Source organism: Dermacoccus sp. 147Ba, from assembly GCF_004151355.1.
Taxonomy (GTDB): Bacteria; Actinomycetota; Actinomycetes; order Actinomycetales; family Dermatophilaceae; genus Dermacoccus; species Dermacoccus abyssi.
This window is the reverse complement of record NZ_SEHL01000001.1, coordinates 238,878-261,201: the sequence shown is the minus strand read 5'-3', so window position 1 is coordinate 261,201 and position 22,324 is coordinate 238,878. Positions and strand designations below refer to the sequence as shown.

The following is a 22,324-nucleotide window of genomic DNA, read 5'->3' as shown; positions in this document are numbered from 1 at the left end:
GAGCACGGGGGCGAAGGCACACCTCACAACGTGACGGCTGCCGTCAGCTTCGACAGCGGCTCACTCAGGGCGTTGACTGCATTCGACAGTTCCTTGACCTCGGCGTCACTCAGTTTGTCGTACGTCTTGAAGACGACGTCGTCACCCGAGCCCGAGACCTTGTGCTTGTCGAGCAGCTTCTGCAGCGCGGCGAACTTCGTCGCGATGCTCGAATCGAGCGACGCGTCCTTCTTCTTGAGCAGCGGACGCAGGTTCTCCCAGGCGATGCGGGCGCCGTCGACGTTGCCCTGGAAGTCCCACAGGTCGGTGTGCGACCAGGCTTCTTCCTCGCCGGTGACCTTGCCGGTGGCAACCTCGTCCATGAGCGCCTTCGCGCCGTTGCCGATCTTGTCGGCGGAGAACGTCGTCGTCTTCGTGCGCTTCTCGAGGGTCTTGGTGTCCTTGAGCAGCTGGTCGGCGATCTTCGTGCGATCGGCCTTCGACATGGCCGTGTAGCCGGTCTTCGGCGGCCACAGGTCCTTCTCGATACGGTGCCAGCCGGTCCACTCCTGGCCCTTCTCGAGGTCGGCCTCGCGCAGGTCCATCTTCGGGTCGAGGTCGCCGAAGGATTCGGCCACGGGCTCGATGCGTTCCCAGTGCAGACGCGCCTTGGCGTAGAGGGCGCGGGCTTCGTCGTCCTTACCGGCCTTGTACAGGTTGACGAACTTCGTCGTCTGCGTCGTGAGCGAGCTGGCCTGGTCCTTGACGTACGACTGGTACTGCTTGTCGGCGGTCTCGACGAGCTGCTTGTCGGCTCCGCTGGGCGCGAGGTCCTTGCCGGAGTCGGTGACCTTGAACTTGGCGGCGATGCCCTTGCCGACCATGCCCGGCTTGCACGCCGTGTAGTAGTCGCCCGGCGCCGCCTTGACGACGAGTTCACGCGTGAGACCCGGAGCGATGTTCTCGACCTCGCCGACGATGCGTAGCTTGTCCTCACCGAGGAGGTAGAACTCGGTGACCTTGTCGCCCTCGTTCTTCACGCTGAAGACGACGTTGCCCGACGGCGCCTCGGACTTGGAGACCTTGCACTCGGAGGCGGTCGAGGAGACGGTCAGCTTGCCGTCGCCGGACTTCGAGTCGGACGAGGACGAGTTGCTCGTGCAGCCTGCGAGTGCGAGGCCGGCGACGGCGAGCAGGGCGCCGCTGCGAGCGAGGGTGGGTCGGGTGGTCATGCCGTCACTTTCTGGGGAGTGGTCGAAGCCGGCCTCGCGGCCTTGGGGTTGTGGGAGGCACGCACGCGCTTGACGAAGATCGTCATGACGACGGCGACGTAACTGACCCACACGCTGAGCTCCAGCCACGTCGTGGCCGGCGAGAAGTTGAGGGTGCCCTTGAGGAGCGTGCCGAGCCACGAGGTGGGCTCGATGGTGTCGCTCACGTCGAAGGCGAGGTTGTGCAGACCGGGCAGGATGCGCGCTTCCTGCAGGTCGTGGACGCCGTAGGCGAGAACACCCGCGGCGACGAGAATGAGGAAGCCACCCGTCCACGTGAAGAACTTCGACAGGTTGAGCTTGAGCGCGCCCTTGTAGAACGCGAACGCGAGGACGACGGCCGTCGCGATACCGAGCGCGGCACCCACGAGCGGCGCGGTGGACGACGACGAGCCGGAGCTGGCCGCCTGCGTCGCGGCCCAGAGGAAGAGCGCGGTCTCGAGCCCTTCGCGGCCGACGGCGAGCATCGCGACGACGACGAGGGAGGCACGCGACGCTTCGGCCGCACGATCGACGTGGCTCTTGAGGTCACCGGAGAGGGTGCGCGCCGAACGCGCCATCCAGAAGATCATCCAGGTGACGAAGCCGACGGCGACGATCGACAGGCCACCACCGATGGCCTCCTGCGCCTCGAACGTCAGGCCGTTGGGGCCGTACGTGAGGAGTGCGCCGAAGGCGAGGGAAACGCCCACAGCCGCGGCAACGCCGAGCCAGATCCTCGGCAGGAGGTGTCGTCGATCCGACTTCACGAGATACGCGACGAGGATGACGACGACGAGCGACGCCTCCAGGCCTTCGCGAAGACCGACGAGATAGTTGCCGAACACGAGCACCCCCAGAGCGGGTTAGGTATACCTGAGCGAGGTAAACCTAACCTATCCCCGTAAATTTTTCGCCGCCAGCCCCTCAGTTCAGGACCAAAGTCACGTTCGCGCGACGGCTCCTGACCATGCATCTGTTTGCTCGCGCGGACCACTCGCTTCGCTCGGGTGCACCCGAGTAAACCGCACCCCCGACAGGAACCGTCGCAGGCTCCTCCCGAATCCTGGCCAGCCATCTGTTGGTGCGGCGCGGACCGCTCGCTTCGCTCGGGCCCACGCCGCACCAACGAGTACCCCCGACAGGATTCGAACCTGCGACCTAGAGATTAGAAGGCTCTTGCTCTATCCAACTGAGCTACGGGGGCTCACGCAGCACCCGCGCCTCACGAGGCGAAGGCCCTGCGAAAACACAAAACCCCCTGAAATGTCAGGGGGTTTCGCGTCTGGGGTGAGTAACGGGACTTGAACCCGCGACATCCTGGACCACAACCAGGTGCTCTACCTGCTGAGCTATACCCACCATGTGCGCGACCGGGGAACCCCGGGTCAGGCAGCGCGGACGAATATACCCGACGGTGCCGCCGAACCCCTAATCGCGCGCGGCCGAAGGTCAGCCCTAGACCTGGTACTTCTTCGCGATGACCTGGGCCTCGTTGGACGACGGCCCGGGCTGCTCGACGAAGACCGCTTCACGGTAGTAGCGCAACTCCGCGATCGACTCACGGATGTCGGCGAGAGCGCGGTGACCGCCGTTCTTGGCGGGGGCGTTGAAGTACGCCCGCGGGTACCAGCGGCGCGAGAGCTCCTTGATGGAGGAAACATCGATCGTGCGGTAGTGCAGGTGGCCGGCCAGCTGGGGCATGTCGCGCTCCAGGAAGCCACGGTCGGTGCTCACCGTGTTGCCGCCGAGCGGCGCCTTTCCAGCGTCCGGAGCGTGAGTCATGACGTACTCCAGGACGAGGGCTTGGGCTTCCTCCATGCTCACCCCGTGCTCGAGTTCCTCGAGCAGACCGGACTTGGTGTGCATCTCCCGCACGAAGTCGCCCATCTGCTCCAGAGCCTCCGGCTCGGGGCGAATGACGACGTCAACGCCGTCACCGAGTTGGTTGAGTTCGAAGTCGGTGACGAGCGCGGCGACCTCGATGAGGGCGTCGTTCTCGAGGTCGAGGCCCGTCATCTCGCAGTCGATCCAGACGATGCGGTCGGTGTGGGCGCGGTCGGAGTCAGTCACGCCCCACATCCTAAGCGAGCCTTCAGGCTGGCCAAATGCGTGCACCCCACCCCGTGGCGGGGTGGGGTGCAAGCATATCGAGTCGGGAGATCAGCCCCGCTTGCCCTCGAACCACCGACGACGACGGTCTTCACGCTCGGCGCTCACGGCACGGAACTCACGCGTGTTCGAGTGGTCGTAGCGAGCACGGTTGCTCTCGACCTCAGCCCACTTCTCCTCCAGCGGACGCTCTGCCTCCGCCTTCTTGGCCTCCTTGAGGCGCTCGGCCTCGACCTTCTTCTGCTCGGCCTTGACCTTCGCCTCCTGCGCGGCGAGACGCTCCCGCACGGCCCGCTTGTGCTGGCCCTCAGCGAGCGCACGGCGACGGCGCTGCTCACGGTCGGCGGCCACCTCGGCACGTTCGCGCTCGGCCTGCGCCGCGGCGTCGCGGCTCGGCTTGGCGTCGGCTCGACGCTGAGCCTTGGTGACGGTGGCGTCGTCGCTGAGGTCCGGCGCCTCGTCCTTCGTCGCGGCAGCGATCTTGGGCGCGCCCTCGAGCGTGCGGGTCGACGGCGTGACCGGCTGCTTCTCCGGGGAGCTGCTCTGCGCAGCGGTGGTGCGCTCGTTCGAACGCTCTGCCGGCACGACCGGCATCATGTTCTCGACCGCTTCATCCGGGACGCCCGAGTCGACGCGCAGTTGGTGCGCCGCCTCCACGAGGTCGTCGTACTTCTCGGCCTTCTTGTCGATGCCACTCTCGTCGCGCACGGGCAGAAGGACGAGTTCCTCGGCCGGGTAGCCCGTCTTGAGCTGACGGGTACGCAACGTCTCGGCGTCGAACTCGGCGCCGAACAGCATCGCGAGGTTCGTGATCCACAGCCACAGCAGCACCATGATCGCCGTGGCGAGCTGGCCGTACTTGCCGTAGTTGCCCATGTTGGACACGTACCAGGCGAACGCCGCGGAGCCGATGACCCACACGAAGAACGCCAGCACGGCGCCAGGGTTGAAGATGCCCTGCTTGAAGGGGCGCCGCACGTTCGGCGTGGCCCAGAACATGAGGCCGATGATGAACATGACGATGAGGACGACGAAGGGCCACTTCGCGATGTCCCAGACCATGACGGCGGTGTCGCCGAGTCCGATCAGCGACCCCACTTCCTTCGCCACCGGGCCGGTCATGACGAGCGCCATCGCGGCGATGACGAGCAGGATGACCTGGATGATCGTCACGAGGTACAGCCACGGGCGCAGCTTGAAGACGGGACGACCTTCAGCGACGTCGTAGATGCGGTTCTGCATGCGGGCGAAGGCCCCTACGTATCCGGAGGCCGACCAGAGCGAGAGCAGGATGCCGAAGAAGAACGCGAAGCCGGCGCCACCACTCGTCTGCAGGCCGTCGATGAAGTTGCGGATGCCGCCGAGTTCGCTCTCGTCCGTGCCGGCGATGGCGGCAATCGACGTGACGACGCTGTTCGTCGTCTCCTTGCCGTCGCCGAACAGCCCGAGCAGCGAGACGCCGGCGATCATCGCGGGCACCATGGCCTGGATGGAGTAGTAGGTGAGCGCGGCGGCGAGGTCGGTGCACTGATCCTGCGAGAACTTCGCCAGGGTGCGCTTGAAGGCCACCTTGTAGTCGGGCTTGGCGTCGAGCACGGGCGGTTCGCCGTACGGACGCTCGACCCCGGTGTCAGGTAGGTCGGTCATGTCGTTCGTCTCCGAGATCTCGATGATCGAAAAGGTTCTCGCCAGAATCTATCGTCCCGACGCCACCTGTGCAGTGCGCCCGTAGAGGTGAAGACCCCCGATGACCCGCGCCATCCACCCCTCGGGAGGTGGGGTGGAACCGGCCCACGCCCCCTCTGCGGCAACCGATTTGGCCACCAGACGACCCTGAGGTAAGGTTTCTCCTCGTTGCGCGCCAATAGCTCAATTGGCAGAGCAGCTGACTCTTAATCAGCGGGTTCGGGGTTCGAGTCCCTGTTGGCGCACCGAAGAAAGGCCCACCGGCAACGGCGGGCCTTTCGCTTTGCCCGGCGAACCTCCACGTCGAATCGCCCGCCGGGAGGGCACGGCGTGCGTCGAGACCCGGCGTCAGCACGCCGTGGATCGCCGCCATTGCGGGGATTTCACGTTTCATCGTGCGTTCAGGTAATGTTTCACCTCGTTGCGCGCCAATAGCTCAATTGGCAGAGCAGCTGACTCTTAATCAGCGGGTTCGGGGTTCGAGTCCCTGTTGGCGCACCGAAGAAAGGCCCACCGGCAACGGTGGGCCTTTTGCTTTGCCCTCAGGCGGCCCCTGAGCGCGCATGACGAAGGCCCGGTCTTCCCACGTGGGAAGACCGGGCCCTCGTCATGCGATACGAATCAGGAACGCAGACGCTTCGCGAGGCCGACGAGAAGCATGAACGCGCCGACGCCACCGAGACCCATCGCGACGCGGTCCTGACGCAGGTCGCCGTCGGCGGTGCGCGTAGCGTCCGTCAGAGCGAGACGAGCGCTCTCCGTCTGACGCTTCGCGATCTCCTTGGGCTGGGCGCGGAAGGCCAGCTCGTCGATCGTGCCGGCGAGACGCGAACGCGACGCGGCCAGCTCGGCCTCGATCTGCTTGGCGGTCTTGGGTGCCATGGTGTGGATCTCCTTGCCACGTGCGGAAAACTAGGCTCTTGACCCACAGGTTAACGCACCGCGGCATCTTCACCGGAAGGACTTCCCATGACCCGCCTCGAGACCGGCACCCCTGCACCGTCGTTCACGCTCACGAGTGACAAGGGTGCAACCGTCAGCCTCGGCGACTTCTCCGGTCGCAAGCTCATCATCTTCTTCTACCCGGCCGCCATGACGCCGGGGTGCACGAAGGAAGCCTGCGACTTCCGTGACTCTCTCGAGCCGCTGCGCGCTGCTGGCTACGACATCGTCGGGATCAGCCCCGACTCCCCCGCCAAGCTGGCCCAGTTCGTGACGAAGGAATCGCTCACGTACCCGCTGCTCTCCGACGAGTCGAAGGAGACACTCGAGGCGTACGGCGCCTACGGCGAGAAGAAGCTGTACGGCAAGACCGTCGTCGGCGTCATCCGCTCGACGTTCGTCGTCGACGAGGAGGGCAACATCGAGGTGGCTCGGTACAACGTCAAAGCAACGGGTCACGTCGCCTCGTTGAAGAAGGCTCTCGGCCTCTCCGAGTGAGATGACCACGAGCGGTGGCGGCCCCGGCGACGGTCACCACCGCTCGCGTACACTCGTGCGCGCTGCGCCTGTGGCGGAATTGGCAGACGCGCCAGATTTAGGTTCTGGTGTCTTAGGACGTGGGAGTTCAAGTCTCCCCAGGCGCACTCCCCAGCCCGTGCGAGGGCAGCGTTGCCGCGCCCACACGTGGCTCGGCAGAATCGAGATCGCACCGAGACCGAACATCCATGGAACCTCCGCGATGTCGGCCCTAAGGTGAATCACCGGCCCGTGCTCGAGTCCGGCACGCGCGGGCGTCACCCGCAGTCGAGGGAGACGACGTGCGCCGTTCGCTCACCGCCTTCGCCACCACGTTCGCCTGTGTGGGCCTCGTGACCGGGTGCTCGGACGCCCAGGTCTTCAGTGCCTCGTCGACGAGCCGCATGGTCAAGCCGACCGCTACCGAAGACGTCGCCGTCGACGGCATGGATCCCACCGGCGAAGAGCCGAGTGTGGAGGACACCGACCACTCGATCGAGTGGACCGACATCCCTGGCGAAATCTGGGTGCGCGAGGCCGACTACTCCGGAGGGGAGTATTCCTTGACCGCCCTGTCGATGCCGGGCACTGAATTCGCCATCGCCGACACCTGGTCCGACGACGGCAATACCGTGGTGACGTATCCGTGCGCGGTGCAACGTCGAGTTCCCCTCTCGGCGAAGGTGCCCGGTGCAATGGCAGGGGTGAACACCCGATACAGCGTCACCTGTCACACCGGCGCCGCACTTCGAGCCCCCTCCCTCGCAGGGTCGTGGATGCGGAGCGAAACGTCGGGCGGCGGCAGCGAAGCAGTGTTCGCTCTGGGTGGCCCCTCCGCGCAGGGGCGACCCCCGACCACGGAAACCGCACAAACCATCACCGACGTGACGATGCCGCCCACCGTCGTCTCCACCTCGCGGACCGCGAAGACACTCGTCGTTCGTGCCTGGGCTCCTGCCGGTGCAACCCTGAGCGTCGACCCGGCGCAGCCCGAGGCGAGCGCGCCTCAGGAGGGAACCTGCACGTCGAAACGCCTCGGACCTTCCCGAAAGCGCGCCGGGGCTCAGGAGAACCTCTACGAGATCGAGTGCTCCGCCGGGTACACACGCCTCGACCTCACCCTGACGGCGATGAGAACCAGGGCCAAGGTCGGTGAGCCTCCGAGCTACGAAGCCGCCCAGGTATCGCTGCCACCCGCCAAGGAAGGGAAGTCGACCGCTTCCTCGACGGCGTCGACGCGATAGGCCGGTCCTCGCGGGTGGACGGGCGCCGTCCCTGACAGGACCTTCCGAACGTGCCTACGCTGAGCGCATCGAGGCACCACGGTCACGCTCGAACCGTAGGCCCCTCGGGTGACACTTCGGCAGACGGGGCGCGTATGACGTGGTCAGGGCACACGAAGCGCACGTTCCCGCGCACGGGAGTCTTCCTCGCCGCACTTGTCGGGCTCGTCGGCCTCGTGCCCCTTGTGGGCTGCACCTCTGCACCGAGCTTCCCCCGTTCGTCATCCAGCACCACTCGCATGGTCGTCCCGAGCGAGGTACCGCGGTTGGACGAGGGCTTCCTCGAGCGCCCCGTCGCCGAACCGCGGACTCGCGCCGATCGTCGCACCGAGTTGTGGGTGCGGAGCGTGCACCTCACGTCACGCGGTCGTGCCCACACGGTCACCGTCGCATCCGCTGCGAACGGATCGTTCTCCCTCACGGACGGGCGGCCGACGACAGCGACCACTCCCTTCGACCCGCCGGGGCGACCATCCTGCCGGATCATGAGCGAACGTCCTCTCGCGGCTCCTGTCCGGGGTGCCGCCTCGACGACCGACACCCTCTACGTCCAGCACTGTGCCGGTGGCGCGATGAACCTGCCCATCCTCACCGGAACGTGGAGCGGTGGAGGCTCCACGCATCAGACTCAGGCGGTCGTCGGAATCGGTGGCCCTGAGGCACAGGGACAGCCCACGCCCGCAGCAGGACCCGATTCGACCACCCGCCCGACGATCGAAGTTGTCACGGCCACGCACCAAGGCAACCGCGCCACACTCGTCGTGCGAGCCACGGAGGGATCGGTGCTCACACTCTCGAGCTACGCGACGCGCTGCACGACGCGCCTTTCTGGCCCGGCTCAGAAGGCTCCGGGGTCCGACATCCGCACCCTGCAGTACCGAATGGACTGCATGAAGGTGACCGGACTGGCCAACGCCCAGGTGATGGCCACACGGACCACCGGCGTACCCGGCGCCGAGCCCCGTGTCGACGCCGCCTTCGCGCCCGTTCCGAACCGGTGACGGCCGTCAGCCCAGCGCTGCCACTGCCGGAAGGATGGAACGGAACGCCACGCCGCGGTGACTGATGGCCGCCTTCTCCTCGGGGCTGTGCTCGGCCATGGTCCGCCCGCTGGGCAATTCGAAGATCGGGTCGTACCCGAAACCGCCCTCACCGCGACGATCACGCGTGAGGCGTCCCTCGACGGCGCCGTCGGCCACCTGCGTCGCCTGACCGGGCACAGCGAGCGCAACGACGCAGTGGAAGCGCGCGGTCAGCCTCTCGAGGGGCACGTCGCCGGTCTGTGCGAGCAGGAGCTCCAGGTTCGCTTCGTCGTCGCCGTGGCGTCCGGCCCAGCGCGCCGAGAACACCCCGGGTGAGCCGCCGAGCACATCGACGGAGAGCCCGGAGTCATCGGCGAGCGCCGGCAGCCCCGTGGCTCGACTGACCTCGTCGGCCTTGAGACGAGCGTTCTCCTCGAAGGTGACGCCGCTCTCCACGGTGTCCACGAGATCCGGAAACTCACTCACGCCGACGACGTCGATGGCCAGGCGGGCGTCGTCGAGCAGGTGCTGGAACTCGGCGATCTTGCCGACGTTGCGCGTCGCGAGAACGATGCGCGTGCGCTCCCCCGTCACTGGATGCGCTCCCGCGCGTCGGCCTCGAGGGCTTCGCTCTGCTTCTGTGTGAGCGTCGTGATGCCACCCGCCGCGAGGTCGAGGAGCGCGTTCAGCTCGTCACGGCTGAACGGTGCGCCCTCGGCAGTTCCCTGCACCTCGACGATGCCGCCCGAACCCGTCATGACGACGTTCATGTCCGTCTCGGCCGTCGAGTCCTCTGGGTAGTCGAGGTCGAGGACGGGGCGCCCTTCGACGATGCCGACGCTGATGGCCGCGACCGAGTCGGTGAGCGGCTTCGCGGAGCTCTTGATGAGACCGCGCTCCTGCGCGTCGCGAATGGCGTCCGCGAGCGCCACGTAAGCACCCGTGATCGACGCGGTACGGGTACCGCCGTCCGCCTGGAGCACGTCGCAGTCGATGACGATGGTGTTCTCGCCCAGGGCCTTCGTGTCGATGACGGCGCGCAGGCTTCTGCCGATGAGGCGCGAGATCTCGTGCGTGCGCCCGCCGACCTTGCCCTTGCGGGCCTCACGGTCGCTGCGCGTGTTCGTCGAGCGCGGCAGCATCTCGTACTCACTCGTCACCCAGCCGGTGCCCTGGCCCTTGAGCCAGCGCGGCACGCCCTCGGTGAACGAGGCGGCGCACAGCACGCGCGTGCGACCGAACTCGACGAGGCAGCTGCCTTCGGCGTGGTCGAGCCAGTTGCGGGTGATGCGCACCTCGCGCAGCTGGTCGGGGGTACGTCCGTCGTGGCGGGGTGAGCTGGCGTCAGTCATGGGCACCACCCTATCGAGAGGACGCGAAGCTGCCGACGCCCTCGACGGGCGGACGGGGTCAGACGAAGCTCTGCCGGATCTCGTGACGCGGGCCGTCCATCGTCACGCGGGCGAGTGCTCCGTTGACGAGGAAGTTTCCGGGCGGCACGTGGCCGAAGTCGACGTCACGCACGACGGGAACGTCCAGCTGTCCCAGGGCGTCCTCCACGGCGTCGTCCTGGGTGAAGTCGCCACTCGTCTTCGCTCCCGTTCGGCCGAGCAGCACGGCACGAGCGCCGTCGAACCAGCCCGCCAGCCGCAGGCCGTGCAGCATGCGTGCCGCGTCGAGAGCGGGGGCCTCGCAGTTCTCGAGGTAGACGATCGTGCCTTCCGGGCACCGCTCGGCGAACCGTGGCACGTCGCCGAACGGCGAGCCGGCCAGGTGACACACGACGTCGAGGCACCCGCCGATGAGCCTTCCCGTGACGTCGAGGCTTCCGCCGTCATAGCGCCAGCTCGCGGGTTCGCTCAGGTCGACGCGGGTGACGGCGTGCAGCCTCGACCAGTCGTCCCAACCACCGCGACGGCGCACACCCGGGTCCTGCTGCACGAACTCCTCGCCGCGCTCGCGTGCGACGACATCGAGCCAGTGCGCCGTTCCGCGCGGCAGGTCGTACGGCGTGTCCATGAGGTTCTGGCCGTGGAGGGTCGCCACGCCCGAACGGAGCGTCAGCGGCAGAAGCAGCGTCGAGATGTCGCTCCACCCGACCACCCAGGTGGGGTCGGCTGCGAGCGCGTCGGCGTCGAGCAGATCGACGATGTCGATGGCTGTCTCCCCACCCCACGGTGGCACGACGGCGCGCACCGACGGATCGCGCACGAAGGCGTTGAACTCGTCCGCGCGATCCTGCGCGGGCGCACTCACGACGCTCTCGCCGCGCAGACACTCCCCTTCGACGACACGGTAGCCACGGTCACGAAGCCACCCGATGACGAAGTCGAGGCGCCCCTCGTGTTCGGGGCGCACGGGCGCGGACGATGCCGTCACCGCGATCGTGTCGCCGGGACGCAGGGGCCGCGGATAGGCGATGCCGGAAGGGGGACCGTTCATGCTTTCACCCTGTCAGAGGGGGCGGGCGCGGTCACCCGACTTTCCGGTCGGCTCAGAGGCCGGACAACTCGTAGACGTACGCCTCGACAACGCGCCCCTCGGCGCGTACCTCGACGACGACGCGGCGATACCCCGGCCCCTCGAAGGATCGAGGCGCGGCCAGTGGCGCGGCAGCTCGGCCGACTCGAACAGGGCACAGTTGACGTCGTCGGCGTCGTCGAGCGTCAGCCCCGGGTATCCGAACGCTGCGCCCCGGCCTGAGTCGACGCGCGTGCCGCGAACAACGGCGGGCGTCCATGTGCCGGGGATATCCGCCATGACGTGCTCGTTCGGCTCGCCGGGCGCGAGCGTCCCGTAGACGACGAGGCGGTGTTCGACGTCGAGTTCCTCTGGCGTCGCGGACGAACTCGTCATGCGCGCAGCTCGTAGCGCTGGCCCGCGCGAGCGACCTCGACCTCGCCCGCCCAGACGGTCTTGGCGTCGCGCACACAATCCTCCACGGGCGTCCAGGCCGGAATGTGCGTGAGCACGAGTCGCTTCGCTCCGGCGTCCTGGGCGGCCTTCGCGGCGCGTGACCCGGTGAGGTGGACGTCCTTGAGGTCGTCGTCGCGTCCGTCGACGAAGGCGGAGTCCGTGAGCACGAGGTCGGCGTCGCGCTCGAGGTCGACGAGGGCGTCACACGCGTCGGTGTCGCCGGTGTAGGCGAGCACGGCTCCGTCGGCTTCGACGCGCAGGCCGTAGGCCTCGACGGGATGGTTGACGAGGAACGGGGTGATGTTCAGCGGTCCGACCGAGAACGTGGCGCGGTCGGCGAGATCGACGAACTCGTACGCGCCCGAGAGGTCCTCGTACTTGTCCACCATGTAGGCGCGCGTGATGCGCTCCTCGGCGCCGGGCGGTGCGAACACGGGCAGACGCGAGTCGAAACGGCCGTGCGGGTCGTAGTTGCGCACGACGAAGTAACTACACAGGTCGAGGCAGTGATCGGGGTGCAGATGGGAGATGACGACGGCATCGATGTCATCGACCTCGCGGTAGTTCTGCAAGGCGCCGAGCGAACCGTTGCCGAAGTCGAGCAACACCGACCAGGTACGGCCCTCGCTCTCGGCCTCGACGAGGTAGCAGGACGCGGGGGAATCGGGGCCCGGGAACGATCCCGAGCAGCCGACGACGGTCAGCTTCACAGCACCGCCCCGTGCGTCACGGCGCTCACCTCGGGGCCGAGGAAGCGTCGGGCGAGACTCTCGAAGACCTGCGGATCGCCCGTCGTCGTCCACTGGTGCTGCGGCGGGGTGTCGTCCTCACGCAACTGACCGATGTCGGCCAGTACGCGGTAGACGTCCTTCGCCGTCTCCTCGGCGGAGGAGACGAGCGTGACCGTCGAGCCCATGACGTAGCTGATGACACCGGTGAGCAGCGGGTAGTGGGTGCATCCCAGGATGAGGGTGTCGACGCCCTGGTCGACGAGACCGTCGAGGTACTTGTGCGCCACGGTGAGGAGTTCGGGCCCGGACGTCGTGCCGGCCTCGACGAACTCGACGAAGCGCGGGCAGGGAACGCTGGCGACGTTGACCTGCGGTGCCGCGGCGAAACTGTCCACGTAGGCGGCACTCTGGTGAGTGGCCTGCGTCGAGATGACCCCGACGCGGTTGTTACGCGTCGCAGCGGCGGCGCGGCGGGTGGCGGGGCGGATCACCTCGACGACGGGAACGTCGTAGCGTTCGCGGGCGTCGTGAAGGACGGCGGCGCTCGCCGAATTACACGCGATGACGAGGGCCTTGACGCCCTGCTCGACGAGCGAGTCGAGGCACTCGAGCGCGAACTGGCGAACCTCGGCGATGGGACGCGGACCGTAGGGCGCCCGGGCGGTGTCACCCAGGTAGATGATCTTCTCGTGCGGCAGCTGGTCGAGCACGGCGCGGGCCACCGTGAGGCCGCCGTAGCCGGAGTCGAAGATGCCGATCGGTGCGTCATTCACATCTTTCAGCGTAAGTCCAGAACGAGCGCCCAGCGAAAACCCAGGCATGTGACAACACTCATGTTCGCCGCCATAGCGCCGGACTTTCCTCCGTCACAGGCGGATTCGCGCCCGGCCAGCGGTTTCGTCAGGCTTCTTCCGACTCCTCGAGCGCGACGTAGGTGTTGGCCAGGACCCCGATCTCCGGCACCTCGACCTCGACGCGCTGACCGGCCTTGACCGGACCGACACCCTCCGGCGTTCCGGTGAGGATGACGTCACCGGGCAGGAGGGTGAACGCGCGGCTCGCGTGCGAGATGAGTTCGGCGACGCCGAAGATCATGTCGGAGGTGGGGCCGTCCTGGACGACCTCGCCGTCGAGGCGGGTGGTGACTCGGCTGTCGGCCGGGTCGAGGTCGGTCTCGATCCACGGGCCGAGCGGGCAGAAGGTATCGAAGCCCTTGGCCCGTGACCACTGACCGTCGCTCTTCTGCAGGTCGCGCGCGGTGACGTCATTGCTGATCGTGTAGCCGAAAACGACCTTCTTCGCCTCCTCGGGCGGGACGTCCTTGCACATCCGGCCGATGACGACGGCAAGTTCGCCCTCGTAGTCGACGCGCTCGCTGATCTCCGGCATGACGACGGGGTCACCCGGGCCGATGACGGCGGTGTTCGGGATGAGGAACATGAGGGGTTCGGCGGGCACCTCGTTGCCCATTTCCTTGGCGTGGTCGGCGTAGTTGCGGCCGATGCCGATGATCTTGCTGCGCGGGATGACCGGTGCGAGCAGGCGAACGTCCTCGACCTGGTGCACCGTGCCGGTCAGCTCGATCTTCGTGTAGAGCGGATCTCCGGTGATCTCGGCGATCTTCTCGCCGGCCCCGTCGACCAGACCGAACATCGGGTCGTCGCCCGTGGTGAACCTCGCGATACGCATGCGGTCATCCTATCGACGCGGCGCCGGTTGCCCACGTCCGCCGTAGTCGCGCAACGGCGGCGTCCCTACGATGGTCCGGTGCAGGACTCAGCCACCACCCGCCCCACGCAAGTGGACTCCCAGGACGTGAGAGCTGTTCTCACCCCGGACGAATGGAGCGCCTCCGAAGCGGCCCACCTCGCGCGCGTCGAACCGCACATCGCCCCGCACCTGGGACGCCGCAAGGAGAACCGCAAACACCCGGTCGAGGACTTCCTCTTCGTCTACTACTCGCACTCCCCAGGCAAGCTGCGCCGCTGGCATCCCGGCGCCGGCGTTGCGCTCCTCGTCGACGACGCAGGACGCACCCCGATCACGGACGACAAGTACACCCGTCGTGTCGACCTGGCGAACGGCCCCGCCGAGATTCTCGACGTCGGTGCTTTCTCGCAGGCGCGCGACCGCACCATCGCGTTCGTCCGCTCACTGTTGACGGCCACCCTCGACCGCCCTGCGCACCTCGGCTGCTTCGGCATGCACGAGTGGGCGATGGTCTACAAGCTGCAGCCCGGCGAGCAGCGTCACGAACAGCTCCCCCTGCGTCTGAGCCAGGCCGCGACCGACGCTGTCGTCGACGCCGCCGACATCCGCTGCACCCATTTCGACGCCTACCGCTTCTTCACGCCGGACGCCGTGGACCTCAACCGCGAGCGCCCCACCCGCGAACGTCAGGTCGACTTCGAACAGCCCGCCTGTCTGCACGCCGGCATGGACGTCTACAAGTGGGCGCACAAGCTGTGGCCGCTCGTGCCGAGCGAACTCGTCGTCGATGCCTTCGAGTTGGCCAAGGAGATCCGCGCCCTCGACATGGAGGCGAGCCCGTACGACGTGCGCGACCTCGGCTATGGCGTCGTGCCGATCGAAACCCCTCGCGGTCGAGCCGAATACGTGCGTCGCCAGAGGGAGTTCGCCGACAGGTCACAAGCTCTGCGGCGTCGCTTGCGCGAAGCCCTTCCCAGCGGCCGCGCCCAAGCCTGATCTCGCGTCACTCAGAGAAGGCGGCGGGCGAGGTACTCGGCCACGCCGTCCTCGTCGTTCGCAGCGCACCTGTCGTCGGCGGCCGCGAGCACGTCCTCGTGCGCGTTGGCCACGGCCACGCCGCGGCCCGCCCAGTCGAGCATCGGTAGGTCGTTGGGCATGTCGCCGAACGCCCAGACCGTCTCACGACCGATGCCGCGCTCGAGGCACCACGCCTCCAACCGGACGGCCTTCGTCACCCCGGGCGCCGAGATTTCTGCAAGCCCGCCCGCACCGGAGTAGGCCAGCACGCCACGCTCCCCCAGACACTGCGTGACGTCGACGACGAACGCGTCGTCGCTCCAGGCCTCGTCGCGAATGAGGATCTTGCCGACGACGAGGTCGTCGGGCAGTTCCGCGAGCTCGCAGTCGGTGACGTCACCAACGCCTGTGTCATGGCCGGGCTCACCGACGTGCTGATCGGGATAGGCGCGCGTGCGATACATGCCCCGGTCGGTCTCCACGGCAGCACCCGCGTTCGGGAACTCCCGCAACAGATCACCGACGAGGCCGCGCGCCACGCCCGGTTCGAAGCCGTGCGACTCGAGCACGACGCGATCGGCGACGTCGTAGACGAAGGCGCCGTTGCCACAGATCGCGACGCTGTGCGCGTCACGCGTACCGCCGACGATGTCGCTCAGGTGATGGAGCCATCGCGGCGGGCGCGCGGTGACGACGACCGTCTCCACGCCCGCACCCGCGAGCGCCGACCACACCTCGCCGGTGCGCGCGCTGACGGAGCCGTCGCTGCGCAGCAACGTTCCGTCGAGATCGCTCGCGACGAGATGCGGTCGCTCGTCGTCGTGTGAACTTGCCATGCCGATCAGGCCAGGCGCGTCATCCAGCCGCGCTTGTCCTCGACCTTGCCCTTCTGGATGGCGAGCAACGCCTCACGGATCTTCGTGGCCATCGGGCCGGCTTCGCCCTCGGGGCCGGACGTCACCTCACCGTCGGCCCACACGAGGCGACCGACCGGCGTGACGACGGCCGCGGTGCCGCAGGCGAAGATCTCGGTGATCGTGCCGTCGTTGCAGCCGTCGATCCACTCGGCGATCTTGATGCGACGCTCCACCGGCTTGAGGCCGAGGTCGGTGGCGAGTTCGAGGATGGAGTCACGCGTGACGCCCTCGAGGATGGTGCCCGTGAGCGCCGGCGTGATGAGTTCGCCGTCCTTCGTCACGAGGAAGAGGTTCATGCCGCCGAGCTCTTCGATGTAGGTGCCCTCGACCGAGTCGAGGAAGACGCTCTGGTCGCAGCCGCGCTCGTTCGCCTCGATCTGCGCCGCGAGGGAGCTGGCGTAGTTGCCACCGCACTTGGCAGCACCGGTGCCGCCGACGCCGGCGCGCGCGTAGTCACGCGAGAGCCACAGCGACACGGGCTTCACGCCGCCCTTGAAGTACGCACCGGCCGGCGAAGCGATGACCGAGTAGGTCACCTCCTTGCTCGGACGAACCCCGAGGAAGGCCTCGGACGCGAACATGAACGGACGCAGGTAGAGGCTCGCTTCGCCGTCCTCGAACGCGGGCACCCACGACTCGTCAGCCGCGACGATGGCCTTGAGCGACTCGACGAAGTCGGCCTCGTCGATCTTCGGCAGCGCGAGACGGTCGGCGCTGCGGTTGAAACGCTGAGCGTTCTTCTCGGGGCGGAAGGTCCAGACCGAACCGTCCTCGTGGCGGTAGGCCTTCATGCCCTCGAAGATCTCCTGCGCGTAGTGCAGAACGGCCGCGGCCGGGTCGATCTGGAAGGGGCCGTACTCCTTGACCTTCCCATCCCCCCAGCCCGACTCCTCACGCCACGTCGCGACGACCATGTGGTCGGTGAAGGACTGCCCGAAACCCGGGTTGCCCAGGATCTCGGCCCGCTCCGCGTCAGCACGCGGGCTCGGGTTGGGCGTCATCGAAAAGGTCAGGGCCATGGCTCCTCCAGAGAAAGTGGTCCGGGTCACTGCGGATCAGGATATCGCCGCACGGGAGGTGTGCGGACAACGGGCAACGCGTGAAACGGCGGGCGGGGCGCCTCGTCCGAGGTTCCCGCCCGCCGCCGTCCGCGGATGGTGATGTCGCTCAGAGCCGCCTGGCGATCGCGTCGCCGATTTCGGTGGTCGAGCGCGGCTGCGCGCCGCGGGCTGCCAGGTCGGCGACGACGGCCTCCTCGATGCGTCGGGCCTCGTCCTCCCGGCCGAGGTGAGCCAGGAGCAACGACGTGGACAGGATGGTGGCCGTCGGGTCGGCTTTGCCCTGACCCGCGATGTCGGGTGCCGAGCCGTGCACGGGCTCGAACATGCTCGGCGCCGCGCCCTCGGGGTTGATGTTTCCCGAGGCCGCAAGGCCGATGCCGCCGGTGACCGCGGCCGCCAGGTCCGTGACGATGTCGCCGAACAGATTGTCCGTGACGATGACGTCGAAGCGCGACGGGTCGGTGACCATGTAGATCATCGCCGCGTCGATGTGCGCGTAGTCGTGCGTGACGTCGGGGTACTCGCGCCCTACCTCCTCGACCGTACGGCGCCACAGGTGGCCCGCGTAGGAGAGCACGTTGTGCTTGTGCAGGAGCGTGACCTTCTTGCGCTCACGCTTGTTCGCGCGCTCGAACGCGTCACGAACCGTGCGCTCGATGCCGAATCGGCTGTTGACGCTCACCTCCGTCGCCATCTCGTGCGGGGTACCCACACGCAGGGCGCCGCCGTTGCCGGTGTACGGACCCTCGGTGCCTTCGCGCACGACGACGAAGTCGATTCCCTTGGCTGTGACGCTCTCGGCGAGCGGCGTCGTCACGCCCGGCAGCAACTTGGACGGACGCAGGTTGATGTAGTGGTCGAGTTCGAAGCGGATGCGCAGCAACAGCTCGCGCTCGAGCAGGCCGCTGGGGGCGCTCGGGTCGCCGATGGCGCCGAGGAGGATGACGTCGTGGCCGCGCAGTTCCTCGAGGACGGAATCCGGGAGCGTTTCACCGGTGGCGTTCCACCGACGGGCTCCGAGGTCGTACTCGGTTCGCTCGACGTCACCGTTCGTCACGGCGTCGAGCACCTTCAGCCCTTCGGCCACCACCTCGGGGCCGATTCCGTCACCTGCAATGACTGCCAGATCGATCGCGCTCATACGAGCAGAGTAGCGAACGTCTTGCAGTGTGAAACACAAATCTCGCAATATGAGCAGACAAGGCGGGAGTGGCGCCTCGCGAAACGACGAACGGCCCCGCCGAGCCCGCCCGCGCACCTATGCTGACGTAGCTCTTCCCCTTACTTCGAGGTAACCGCGTGACCCAGCCGACCACCACCGGGCAACAGCACCACGAGGTGCCCGCTCTGGCGCGCAGCAAGCGACGTCCCGCGCTGGACGGTATCCGCGCGCTGTCCGTCGTGGCCGTGATGATCTATCACGCCAACCCGGAGTGGATTCCGGGCGGCTACCTCTCGGTCAACGTCTTCTTCGTGCTCTCCGGCTACCTCATCACCGGGCTGCTGCTCAAGGAGGCGTCGCGCTGGGGCTCGATCGACCTCGTGAGCTTCTACAAGAACCGCGCCCGACGCCTCCTTCCGGCGCTGTTCGTCGTCGTGGCCGCCGTGACGCTCATCGGGGCGCGAATCCTCACCGAAAGCGCTAGAGCGAACCTCCGCGGCGACGGTCTCGCGACCCTCTTCTACGTCGCGAACTGGCGCTTCATCCTCGAGGGCGAGTCCTACTTCGCGAGCACCGGCGACCCCAGCCCTTTCCGCCACATGTGGACGCTGGCCATCGAGGAGCAGTTCTACCTCGTGTTCCCGATCCTCCTTCTCGGCCTCATGACGATGGCAAACGGGCGCAGGCGGCGCATCGCGCAGGGGCTCGTCGTCCTCATCGTGCTGTCGGCCATCGTCCAAGCCTGGATCTACACCTCGCAGATCAAGCCGATGCCGACGCCCGACCCGTCGCGCATCTACTACGGCACCGACACCCGCGCGAACGAGTTGCTGCTCGGCGCAGCGCTCGCCGTGGCCATGACGTACTGGCGCAAGCGCACCTTGCGCGCGAACGCCGAGAAGCTGACGTGGATAGGCATCGCCTCGTTCGGCGGCATGCTGGCCTTCTTCTTCGGCCCCAACGAGACGTCCGCCTGGGTCTTCCTCGGCGGCAGCGTGCTCTTCTCGATCCTCATCTGCCTCATCATCGTGGCCATCGAGGTCTGGCCCGGGTCGGTCTTCGCCGAGTTCCTCAGCTGGAAGCCCATCGTCTGGATCGGTGAGCTGTCGTACGGCATCTACCTGTGGCACTGGCCGATCTTCGTCTTCCTCAACGAGGAGCGAACGGGCTGGAACGAGCTCGTCCTGCTCGTCGTCCGCCTGGCGCTGACCGTCGGGCTCGCGACGATCTCCTACTACTTCGAGCAGCCGATCCGCACGCAGAAGCTGCAGAAGCGCCTCGGCCGCACGAAGTCGATCGCGGCGTGGAGCCTCGCGCTGCCGGTGACGGTCGCCGTCGTCGTCCTCGCCACACTGGGCATCAAGCCGGTGACCGACGCCAAGTCGGGTTCGCAGCTCGACACGACGACGGGTTCGGGCGACAAGAAGATCGCGGTCGTCGGTGACTCGGTCGGCTACGGCCTCGCCTTCCAGTTCCCCGCCGGTTCCTACCCGGGTGTCTCCGTCACGGTAGCGCGAAGATCGGCTGCGGTACCGCCGAGCAGTGGCTCGTCGTCAACGGCGTGCGTCAATCGCAGGACAACCCCGAGTGCCGCGACGTGTTCTCCGGGTGGGAGAACGCCGTGAAGAGTTCGAACGCGAAGGTCGTCGTCTGGTCGATGGGCGGCTGGGACGTCTACGACCACTACGTCGACGGCAAGGTGCTCAAGGAGCAGTCGCCCGAGTACGCGCGCTACTACCGTTCGCGCCTCGAGAAGGGCCTCGCGGCGTTCGGCCCGAAGACGCAGGTCTTCATCCCGAAGGTCGCCTGCTACGACCAGCCGAAGTTCGAGGTCGAAGGCCAGGACCTGGCCCTCGACCGCAACGACCCGGCGCGCGCCAAGGCCCTCAACGCCATCATCGACGACTTCGCGAAGGCGCACTCCGATCGCGTCCACGCCGTCGACCCGTCGTCGTGGCTGTGCAAGGACGGCAAGCCGATCGAGAAGATCGACGGCAAGGTCGTGCGCGAGGACGGCGTCCACTACACCTCGGACGGCGCGAAGAAGTTCTGGGCGTGGCTCATGCCGCAGCTCAAGAGCCATCTGTGACGCTGACGCCCACACACGCCGCTGCCCGCCCCGACCGATCAAAGGTTGAGGCGGGCAGCAGCTTACGGAGGGCGCTCCGGGGTGTCAGTCGACGACTCGTGCGGCGCCCTTGTCAGCGCTCTGCGCGAAGCGCGCGAAGATCTTGAGCGCAGCCGAGACGGGGCGGTGACGGCTCACCGGCTCCCAGCCCTTTTCGTCCTGCTCTGCCCGACGGCGCACGAGTTCCTCGTCGTCGACGAGCAGGTTGACGCGGCGGTTCGGGATGTCGAACTCGATGACGTCACCCGTACGCACGAGACCGATCGCGCCGCCCGCGGCCGCCTCGGGCGACACGTGGCCCACGGAAAGGCCCGACGAACCGCCGGAGAAGCGACCGTCGGTGATGAGCGCACACTTCGGGCCGAGGCCGACGCCCTTGAGGTAGCTCGTCGGGTACAGCATTTCCTGCATGCCCGGGCCGCCCTTGGGGCCCTCGTAGCGGACGACGACGACGTCACCGGCGTCGATCTCGCCCTTGAGGATCATCTCGACGGCCTCCTCCTGACTCTCGGCCACCTTGGCCGGGCCGGAGAAGTTCCACTGGTGCTCGGGCACGCCCGCGGTCTTGACGATGCAACCGTCGGGCGCGAGGTTGCCGGTGAGCACCGCGAGGCCGCCCTCGCTCGTGTACGCGTGCTCGACGGAGTGGATGCAGCCGTTCTCGCTGTCCTCGTCGAGCGACTTCCACCGGTTCGTCGAGCTGAACGCCTCCGTGGTGCGCACGCCACCGGGCGCCGCGAGGAAGAGCTCACGTGCCACCTCGGTGGCCTTGCCACCGCGGATGTCCCAGTCGGCGAGCCACTGCTCGAGCGACGGGCTGTGCACCGCGCGCACGTCACGGTTGAGCATGCCGCCGCGGTCGAGCTCACCGAGGATGGCGGCGATACCGCCGGCCCGGTGCACGTCCTCCATGTAGAACTGCGCGCTGTTCGGCGCCACCTTGACGAGGCACGGCGTCTCACGCGACAGGGCGTCGATGTCGTGCTGATCGAAGTCGACACCGGCCTCGTGGGCCGCGGCGAGCAAGTGCAGGATCGTGTTCGTCGAGCCACCCATCGCGATGTCGAGGCGCATGGCGTTCTCGAAGGCCGGCTTGCCGGCGATGGCGCGCGGCAACACCGAGTCGTCGTCGCCCTCGTAGTACGTCTTGCACAGCTCGACGACGAGCTTGCCCGCGTTGAGGAACAGGTCGCGGCGAGCCGACGCCGTCGCGAGCGTCGAACCGTTGCCGGGCAGCGAAAGGCCGAGCGCCTCCGTGAGGCAGTTCATCGAGTTGGCCGTGAACATGCCCGAGCACGAACCACACGTGGGGCACGCGCTCTGCTCGATCTTGGTGATCTCCTCGTCGGAGACGTTGTCGTCGACCGACTTGATCATGGCGTCGATGAGGTCGAGGCGTGACTCGGCCTCGCCGTCCTTGATGACGGCCTTGCCGGCCTCCATCGGCCCACCGGAGACGAACACCGTCGGGATGTTGAGGCGCAACGCGGCCAGCAGCATGCCGGGCGTGATCTTGTCGCAGTTGCTGATGCACACGAGGGCGTCGGCCTGATGGGCGTTGACCATGTACTCGACCGAGTCGGCGATGATCTCGCGGCTCGGCAGCGAGTAGAGCATGCCGTGGTGACCCATGGCGATGCCGTCGTCAACCGCAATCGTGTTGAACTCGCGGCCGACACCGCCAGCCTCGGCGATCGCGCCGGCGACGAGCTGACCCATGTCCTTGAGGTGGACGTGGCCGGGCACGAACTGGGTGAAGCTGTTCGCGATGGCGACGATCGGCTTGCCGAAGTCGCCCTCCCCCATTCCGGTGGCGCGCCAGAGCGCGCGAGCGCCGGCCATGTTGCGTCCGTGGGTTGTTGTGCGTGAGCGAAGTTCGGGCATGTCCCTAT

22 protein-coding genes and 5 tRNA genes are annotated in these 22,324 nt (G+C 67.4%); 9 read left to right on the top strand and 18 right to left on the bottom strand.

All coding sequences use genetic code 11. From position 1 onward, the window contains the following. Window positions 1-23 precede the first annotated feature (23 nt). From efeO to EVU97_RS01235, 6 genes are all read right to left on the bottom strand, one after another. On the bottom strand, window positions 24-1,211 hold the full coding sequence (gene efeO, locus EVU97_RS01260) for an iron uptake system protein EfeO (RefSeq protein WP_047311347.1): 1,188 nt from the start codon (window positions 1,209-1,211) through the stop codon (window positions 24-26). Then, window positions 1,208-2,077, bottom strand: a complete 870-nt coding sequence (efeU, locus tag EVU97_RS01255; protein ID WP_129662842.1) for an iron uptake transporter permease EfeU — start codon at window positions 2,075-2,077, stop codon at window positions 1,208-1,210. Before efeU ends, efeO begins: the two co-directional genes overlap by 4 nt. A 285-nt stretch (window positions 2,078-2,362) precedes the next feature. Continuing rightward, a tRNA-Arg gene (locus EVU97_RS01250) sits at window positions 2,363-2,436 on the bottom strand. A gap of 79 nt (window positions 2,437-2,515) precedes the next feature. Beyond that, window positions 2,516-2,591 (bottom strand) — tRNA-His (locus EVU97_RS01245). A 96-nt stretch (window positions 2,592-2,687) separates the two neighbouring features. Then, complete coding sequence (gene orn, locus EVU97_RS01240; protein WP_129662840.1) at window positions 2,688-3,311, bottom strand: oligoribonuclease; 624 nt, start codon at window positions 3,309-3,311, stop codon at window positions 2,688-2,690. Window positions 3,312-3,392: 81 nt separating this feature from the next. After that, window positions 3,393-4,988, bottom strand: coding sequence for a YihY/virulence factor BrkB family protein (locus tag EVU97_RS01235; RefSeq protein ID WP_129662837.1), 1,596 nt, complete (start codon window positions 4,986-4,988; stop codon window positions 3,393-3,395). Between the two features lie 211 nt (window positions 4,989-5,199). Between EVU97_RS01235 and EVU97_RS01230 the strand changes: the two genes are divergently transcribed. Next, window positions 5,200-5,272, top strand: a tRNA-Lys gene (locus EVU97_RS01230). A 180-nt stretch (window positions 5,273-5,452) separates the two neighbouring features. Next, window positions 5,453-5,525: transfer RNA gene (locus EVU97_RS01225), tRNA-Lys, on the top strand. 123 nt (window positions 5,526-5,648) lie between these two features. On the opposite strand, the gene EVU97_RS01220 is transcribed toward EVU97_RS01225, so the two are convergent. Next, window positions 5,649-5,909 carry a DUF3618 domain-containing protein gene (locus EVU97_RS01220; RefSeq protein WP_047311345.1) on the bottom strand — a complete coding sequence of 87 codons (261 nt, stop codon included), beginning with the start codon at window positions 5,907-5,909 and terminating at the stop codon, window positions 5,649-5,651. Window positions 5,910-5,996: 87 nt separating this feature from the next. Here EVU97_RS01220 and bcp point away from each other — a divergent pair, with 87 nt between their 5' ends. From bcp to EVU97_RS01200, 4 genes are all read left to right on the top strand, one after another. Beyond that, window positions 5,997-6,467 carry a thioredoxin-dependent thiol peroxidase gene (bcp, locus tag EVU97_RS01215; RefSeq protein ID WP_129662835.1) on the top strand — a complete coding sequence of 157 codons (471 nt, stop codon included), beginning with the start codon at window positions 5,997-5,999 and terminating at the stop codon, window positions 6,465-6,467. Window positions 6,468-6,531: 64 nt separating this feature from the next. After that, window positions 6,532-6,613: transfer RNA gene (locus EVU97_RS01210), tRNA-Leu, on the top strand. Window positions 6,614-6,787: 174 nt separating this feature from the next. Beyond that, window positions 6,788-7,729, top strand: coding sequence for a hypothetical protein (locus EVU97_RS01205; RefSeq protein WP_129662833.1), 942 nt, complete (start codon window positions 6,788-6,790; stop codon window positions 7,727-7,729). A gap of 134 nt (window positions 7,730-7,863) precedes the next feature. Beyond that, a complete protein-coding gene (locus EVU97_RS01200; RefSeq protein WP_129662830.1) occupies window positions 7,864-8,769 on the top strand; it encodes a hypothetical protein in 906 nt (301 codons plus the stop codon). 6 nt (window positions 8,770-8,775) lie between these two features. Here the strand turns inward: EVU97_RS01200 and rdgB are convergent, their stop codons facing one another. The 7 genes from rdgB to EVU97_RS01165 all read right to left on the bottom strand — a co-directional run bounded on the left by rdgB (window position 8,776) and on the right by EVU97_RS01165 (window position 14,126). Continuing rightward, on the bottom strand, window positions 8,776-9,384 hold the full coding sequence (gene rdgB / locus EVU97_RS01195) for an RdgB/HAM1 family non-canonical purine NTP pyrophosphatase (RefSeq protein ID WP_129662828.1): 609 nt from the start codon (window positions 9,382-9,384) through the stop codon (window positions 8,776-8,778). Further along, window positions 9,381-10,142, bottom strand: a complete 762-nt coding sequence (rph, locus tag EVU97_RS01190) for a ribonuclease PH (RefSeq protein WP_047311340.1) — start codon at window positions 10,140-10,142, stop codon at window positions 9,381-9,383. Before rph ends, rdgB begins: the two co-directional genes overlap by 4 nt. 58 nt (window positions 10,143-10,200) lie before the next feature. Beyond that, window positions 10,201-11,232 (bottom strand): S66 peptidase family protein, encoded by a 1,032-nt coding sequence (locus EVU97_RS01185; protein WP_129662825.1) that lies wholly within the window; start codon window positions 11,230-11,232, stop codon window positions 10,201-10,203. Between the two features lie 12 nt (window positions 11,233-11,244). After that, complete coding sequence (locus tag EVU97_RS01180) at window positions 11,245-11,646, bottom strand: gamma-glutamylcyclotransferase (RefSeq protein ID WP_205744833.1); 402 nt, start codon at window positions 11,644-11,646, stop codon at window positions 11,245-11,247. Then, complete coding sequence (locus EVU97_RS01175; protein WP_129662823.1) at window positions 11,643-12,416, bottom strand: MBL fold metallo-hydrolase; 774 nt, start codon at window positions 12,414-12,416, stop codon at window positions 11,643-11,645. Before EVU97_RS01175 ends, EVU97_RS01180 begins: the two co-directional genes overlap by 4 nt. Beyond that, a complete protein-coding gene (gene murI, locus EVU97_RS01170) occupies window positions 12,413-13,210 on the bottom strand; it encodes a glutamate racemase (protein WP_129662821.1) in 798 nt (265 codons plus the stop codon). The genes EVU97_RS01175 and murI overlap by 4 nt, the downstream gene beginning before the upstream one ends. A gap of 127 nt (window positions 13,211-13,337) precedes the next feature. Further along, window positions 13,338-14,126, bottom strand: coding sequence for a fumarylacetoacetate hydrolase family protein (locus EVU97_RS01165; RefSeq protein ID WP_129662819.1), 789 nt, complete (start codon window positions 14,124-14,126; stop codon window positions 13,338-13,340). A gap of 126 nt (window positions 14,127-14,252) precedes the next feature. Here EVU97_RS01165 and EVU97_RS01160 point away from each other — a divergent pair, with 126 nt between their 5' ends. Then, window positions 14,253-15,143, top strand: coding sequence for a 3-methyladenine DNA glycosylase (locus EVU97_RS01160; protein ID WP_129662817.1), 891 nt, complete (start codon window positions 14,253-14,255; stop codon window positions 15,141-15,143). Window positions 15,144-15,154: 11 nt separating this feature from the next. On the opposite strand, the gene EVU97_RS01155 is transcribed toward EVU97_RS01160, so the two are convergent. The 3 genes from EVU97_RS01155 to EVU97_RS01145 form a co-directional block, all read right to left on the bottom strand. Then, entirely contained in the window at window positions 15,155-16,000 is an 846-nt protein-coding gene (locus tag EVU97_RS01155; protein WP_129662815.1) for an HAD family hydrolase, read from the bottom strand. Between the two features lie 5 nt (window positions 16,001-16,005). Next, the gene (locus EVU97_RS01150) at window positions 16,006-17,100 is read right to left on the bottom strand and encodes a branched-chain amino acid aminotransferase (RefSeq protein WP_129662813.1); all 1,095 of its coding nucleotides are present in this window, start codon (window positions 17,098-17,100) and stop codon (window positions 16,006-16,008) included. 148 nt (window positions 17,101-17,248) lie between these two features. Further along, entirely contained in the window at window positions 17,249-18,283 is a 1,035-nt protein-coding gene (locus EVU97_RS01145; RefSeq protein WP_129662811.1) for a 3-isopropylmalate dehydrogenase, read from the bottom strand. 158 nt (window positions 18,284-18,441) lie between these two features. Between EVU97_RS01145 and EVU97_RS01140 the strand changes: the two genes are divergently transcribed. Next, on the top strand, window positions 18,442-19,929 hold the full coding sequence (locus EVU97_RS01140) for an acyltransferase (protein ID WP_129662809.1): 1,488 nt from the start codon (window positions 18,442-18,444) through the stop codon (window positions 19,927-19,929). Then, on the top strand, window positions 19,866-20,393 hold the full coding sequence (locus tag EVU97_RS01135; protein WP_370448504.1) for an SGNH hydrolase domain-containing protein: 528 nt from the start codon (window positions 19,866-19,868) through the stop codon (window positions 20,391-20,393). Before EVU97_RS01140 ends, EVU97_RS01135 begins: the two co-directional genes overlap by 64 nt. Before the next feature lie 84 nt (window positions 20,394-20,477). Here EVU97_RS01135 and ilvD read toward each other — a convergent pair whose 3' ends face one another. Next, complete coding sequence (ilvD, locus tag EVU97_RS01130; protein WP_129662804.1) at window positions 20,478-22,316, bottom strand: dihydroxy-acid dehydratase; 1,839 nt, start codon at window positions 22,314-22,316, stop codon at window positions 20,478-20,480. Between the last annotated feature and the right edge of the window lie 8 nt (window positions 22,317-22,324).

Bases quoted from the DNA above. Each gene is read 5' to 3' on its own strand.
- efeO (WP_047311347.1), bottom strand. From the start codon at position 1,211: ATGACCACCCGACCCACCCTCGCTCGCAGCGGCGCCCTGCTCGCCGTC.
- orn (WP_129662840.1), bottom strand. From the start codon at position 3,311: ATGTGGGGCGTGACTGACTCCGACCGCGCCCACACCGACCGCATCGTC.
- EVU97_RS01235 (WP_129662837.1), bottom strand. From the start codon at position 4,988: ATGACCGACCTACCTGACACCGGGGTCGAGCGTCCGTACGGCGAACCG.
- EVU97_RS01220 (WP_047311345.1), bottom strand. From the start codon at position 5,909: ATGGCACCCAAGACCGCCAAGCAGATCGAGGCCGAGCTGGCCGCGTCG.
- bcp (WP_129662835.1), top strand. From the start codon at position 5,997: ATGACCCGCCTCGAGACCGGCACCCCTGCACCGTCGTTCACGCTCACG.
- EVU97_RS01200 (WP_129662830.1), top strand. From the start codon at position 7,864: ATGACGTGGTCAGGGCACACGAAGCGCACGTTCCCGCGCACGGGAGTC.
- rph (WP_047311340.1), bottom strand. From the start codon at position 10,142: ATGACTGACGCCAGCTCACCCCGCCACGACGGACGTACCCCCGACCAG.
- EVU97_RS01185 (WP_129662825.1), bottom strand. From the start codon at position 11,232: ATGAACGGTCCCCCTTCCGGCATCGCCTATCCGCGGCCCCTGCGTCCC.
- EVU97_RS01180 (WP_205744833.1), bottom strand. From the start codon at position 11,646: ATGACGAGTTCGTCCGCGACGCCAGAGGAACTCGACGTCGAACACCGC.
- EVU97_RS01165 (WP_129662819.1), bottom strand. From the start codon at position 14,126: ATGCGTATCGCGAGGTTCACCACGGGCGACGACCCGATGTTCGGTCTG.
- EVU97_RS01155 (WP_129662815.1), bottom strand. From the start codon at position 16,000: ATGGCAAGTTCACACGACGACGAGCGACCGCATCTCGTCGCGAGCGAT.
- EVU97_RS01150 (WP_129662813.1), bottom strand. From the start codon at position 17,100: ATGGCCCTGACCTTTTCGATGACGCCCAACCCGAGCCCGCGTGCTGAC.
- EVU97_RS01145 (WP_129662811.1), bottom strand. From the start codon at position 18,283: ATGAGCGCGATCGATCTGGCAGTCATTGCAGGTGACGGAATCGGCCCC.
- ilvD (WP_129662804.1), bottom strand. From the start codon at position 22,316: ATGCCCGAACTTCGCTCACGCACAACAACCCACGGACGCAACATGGCC.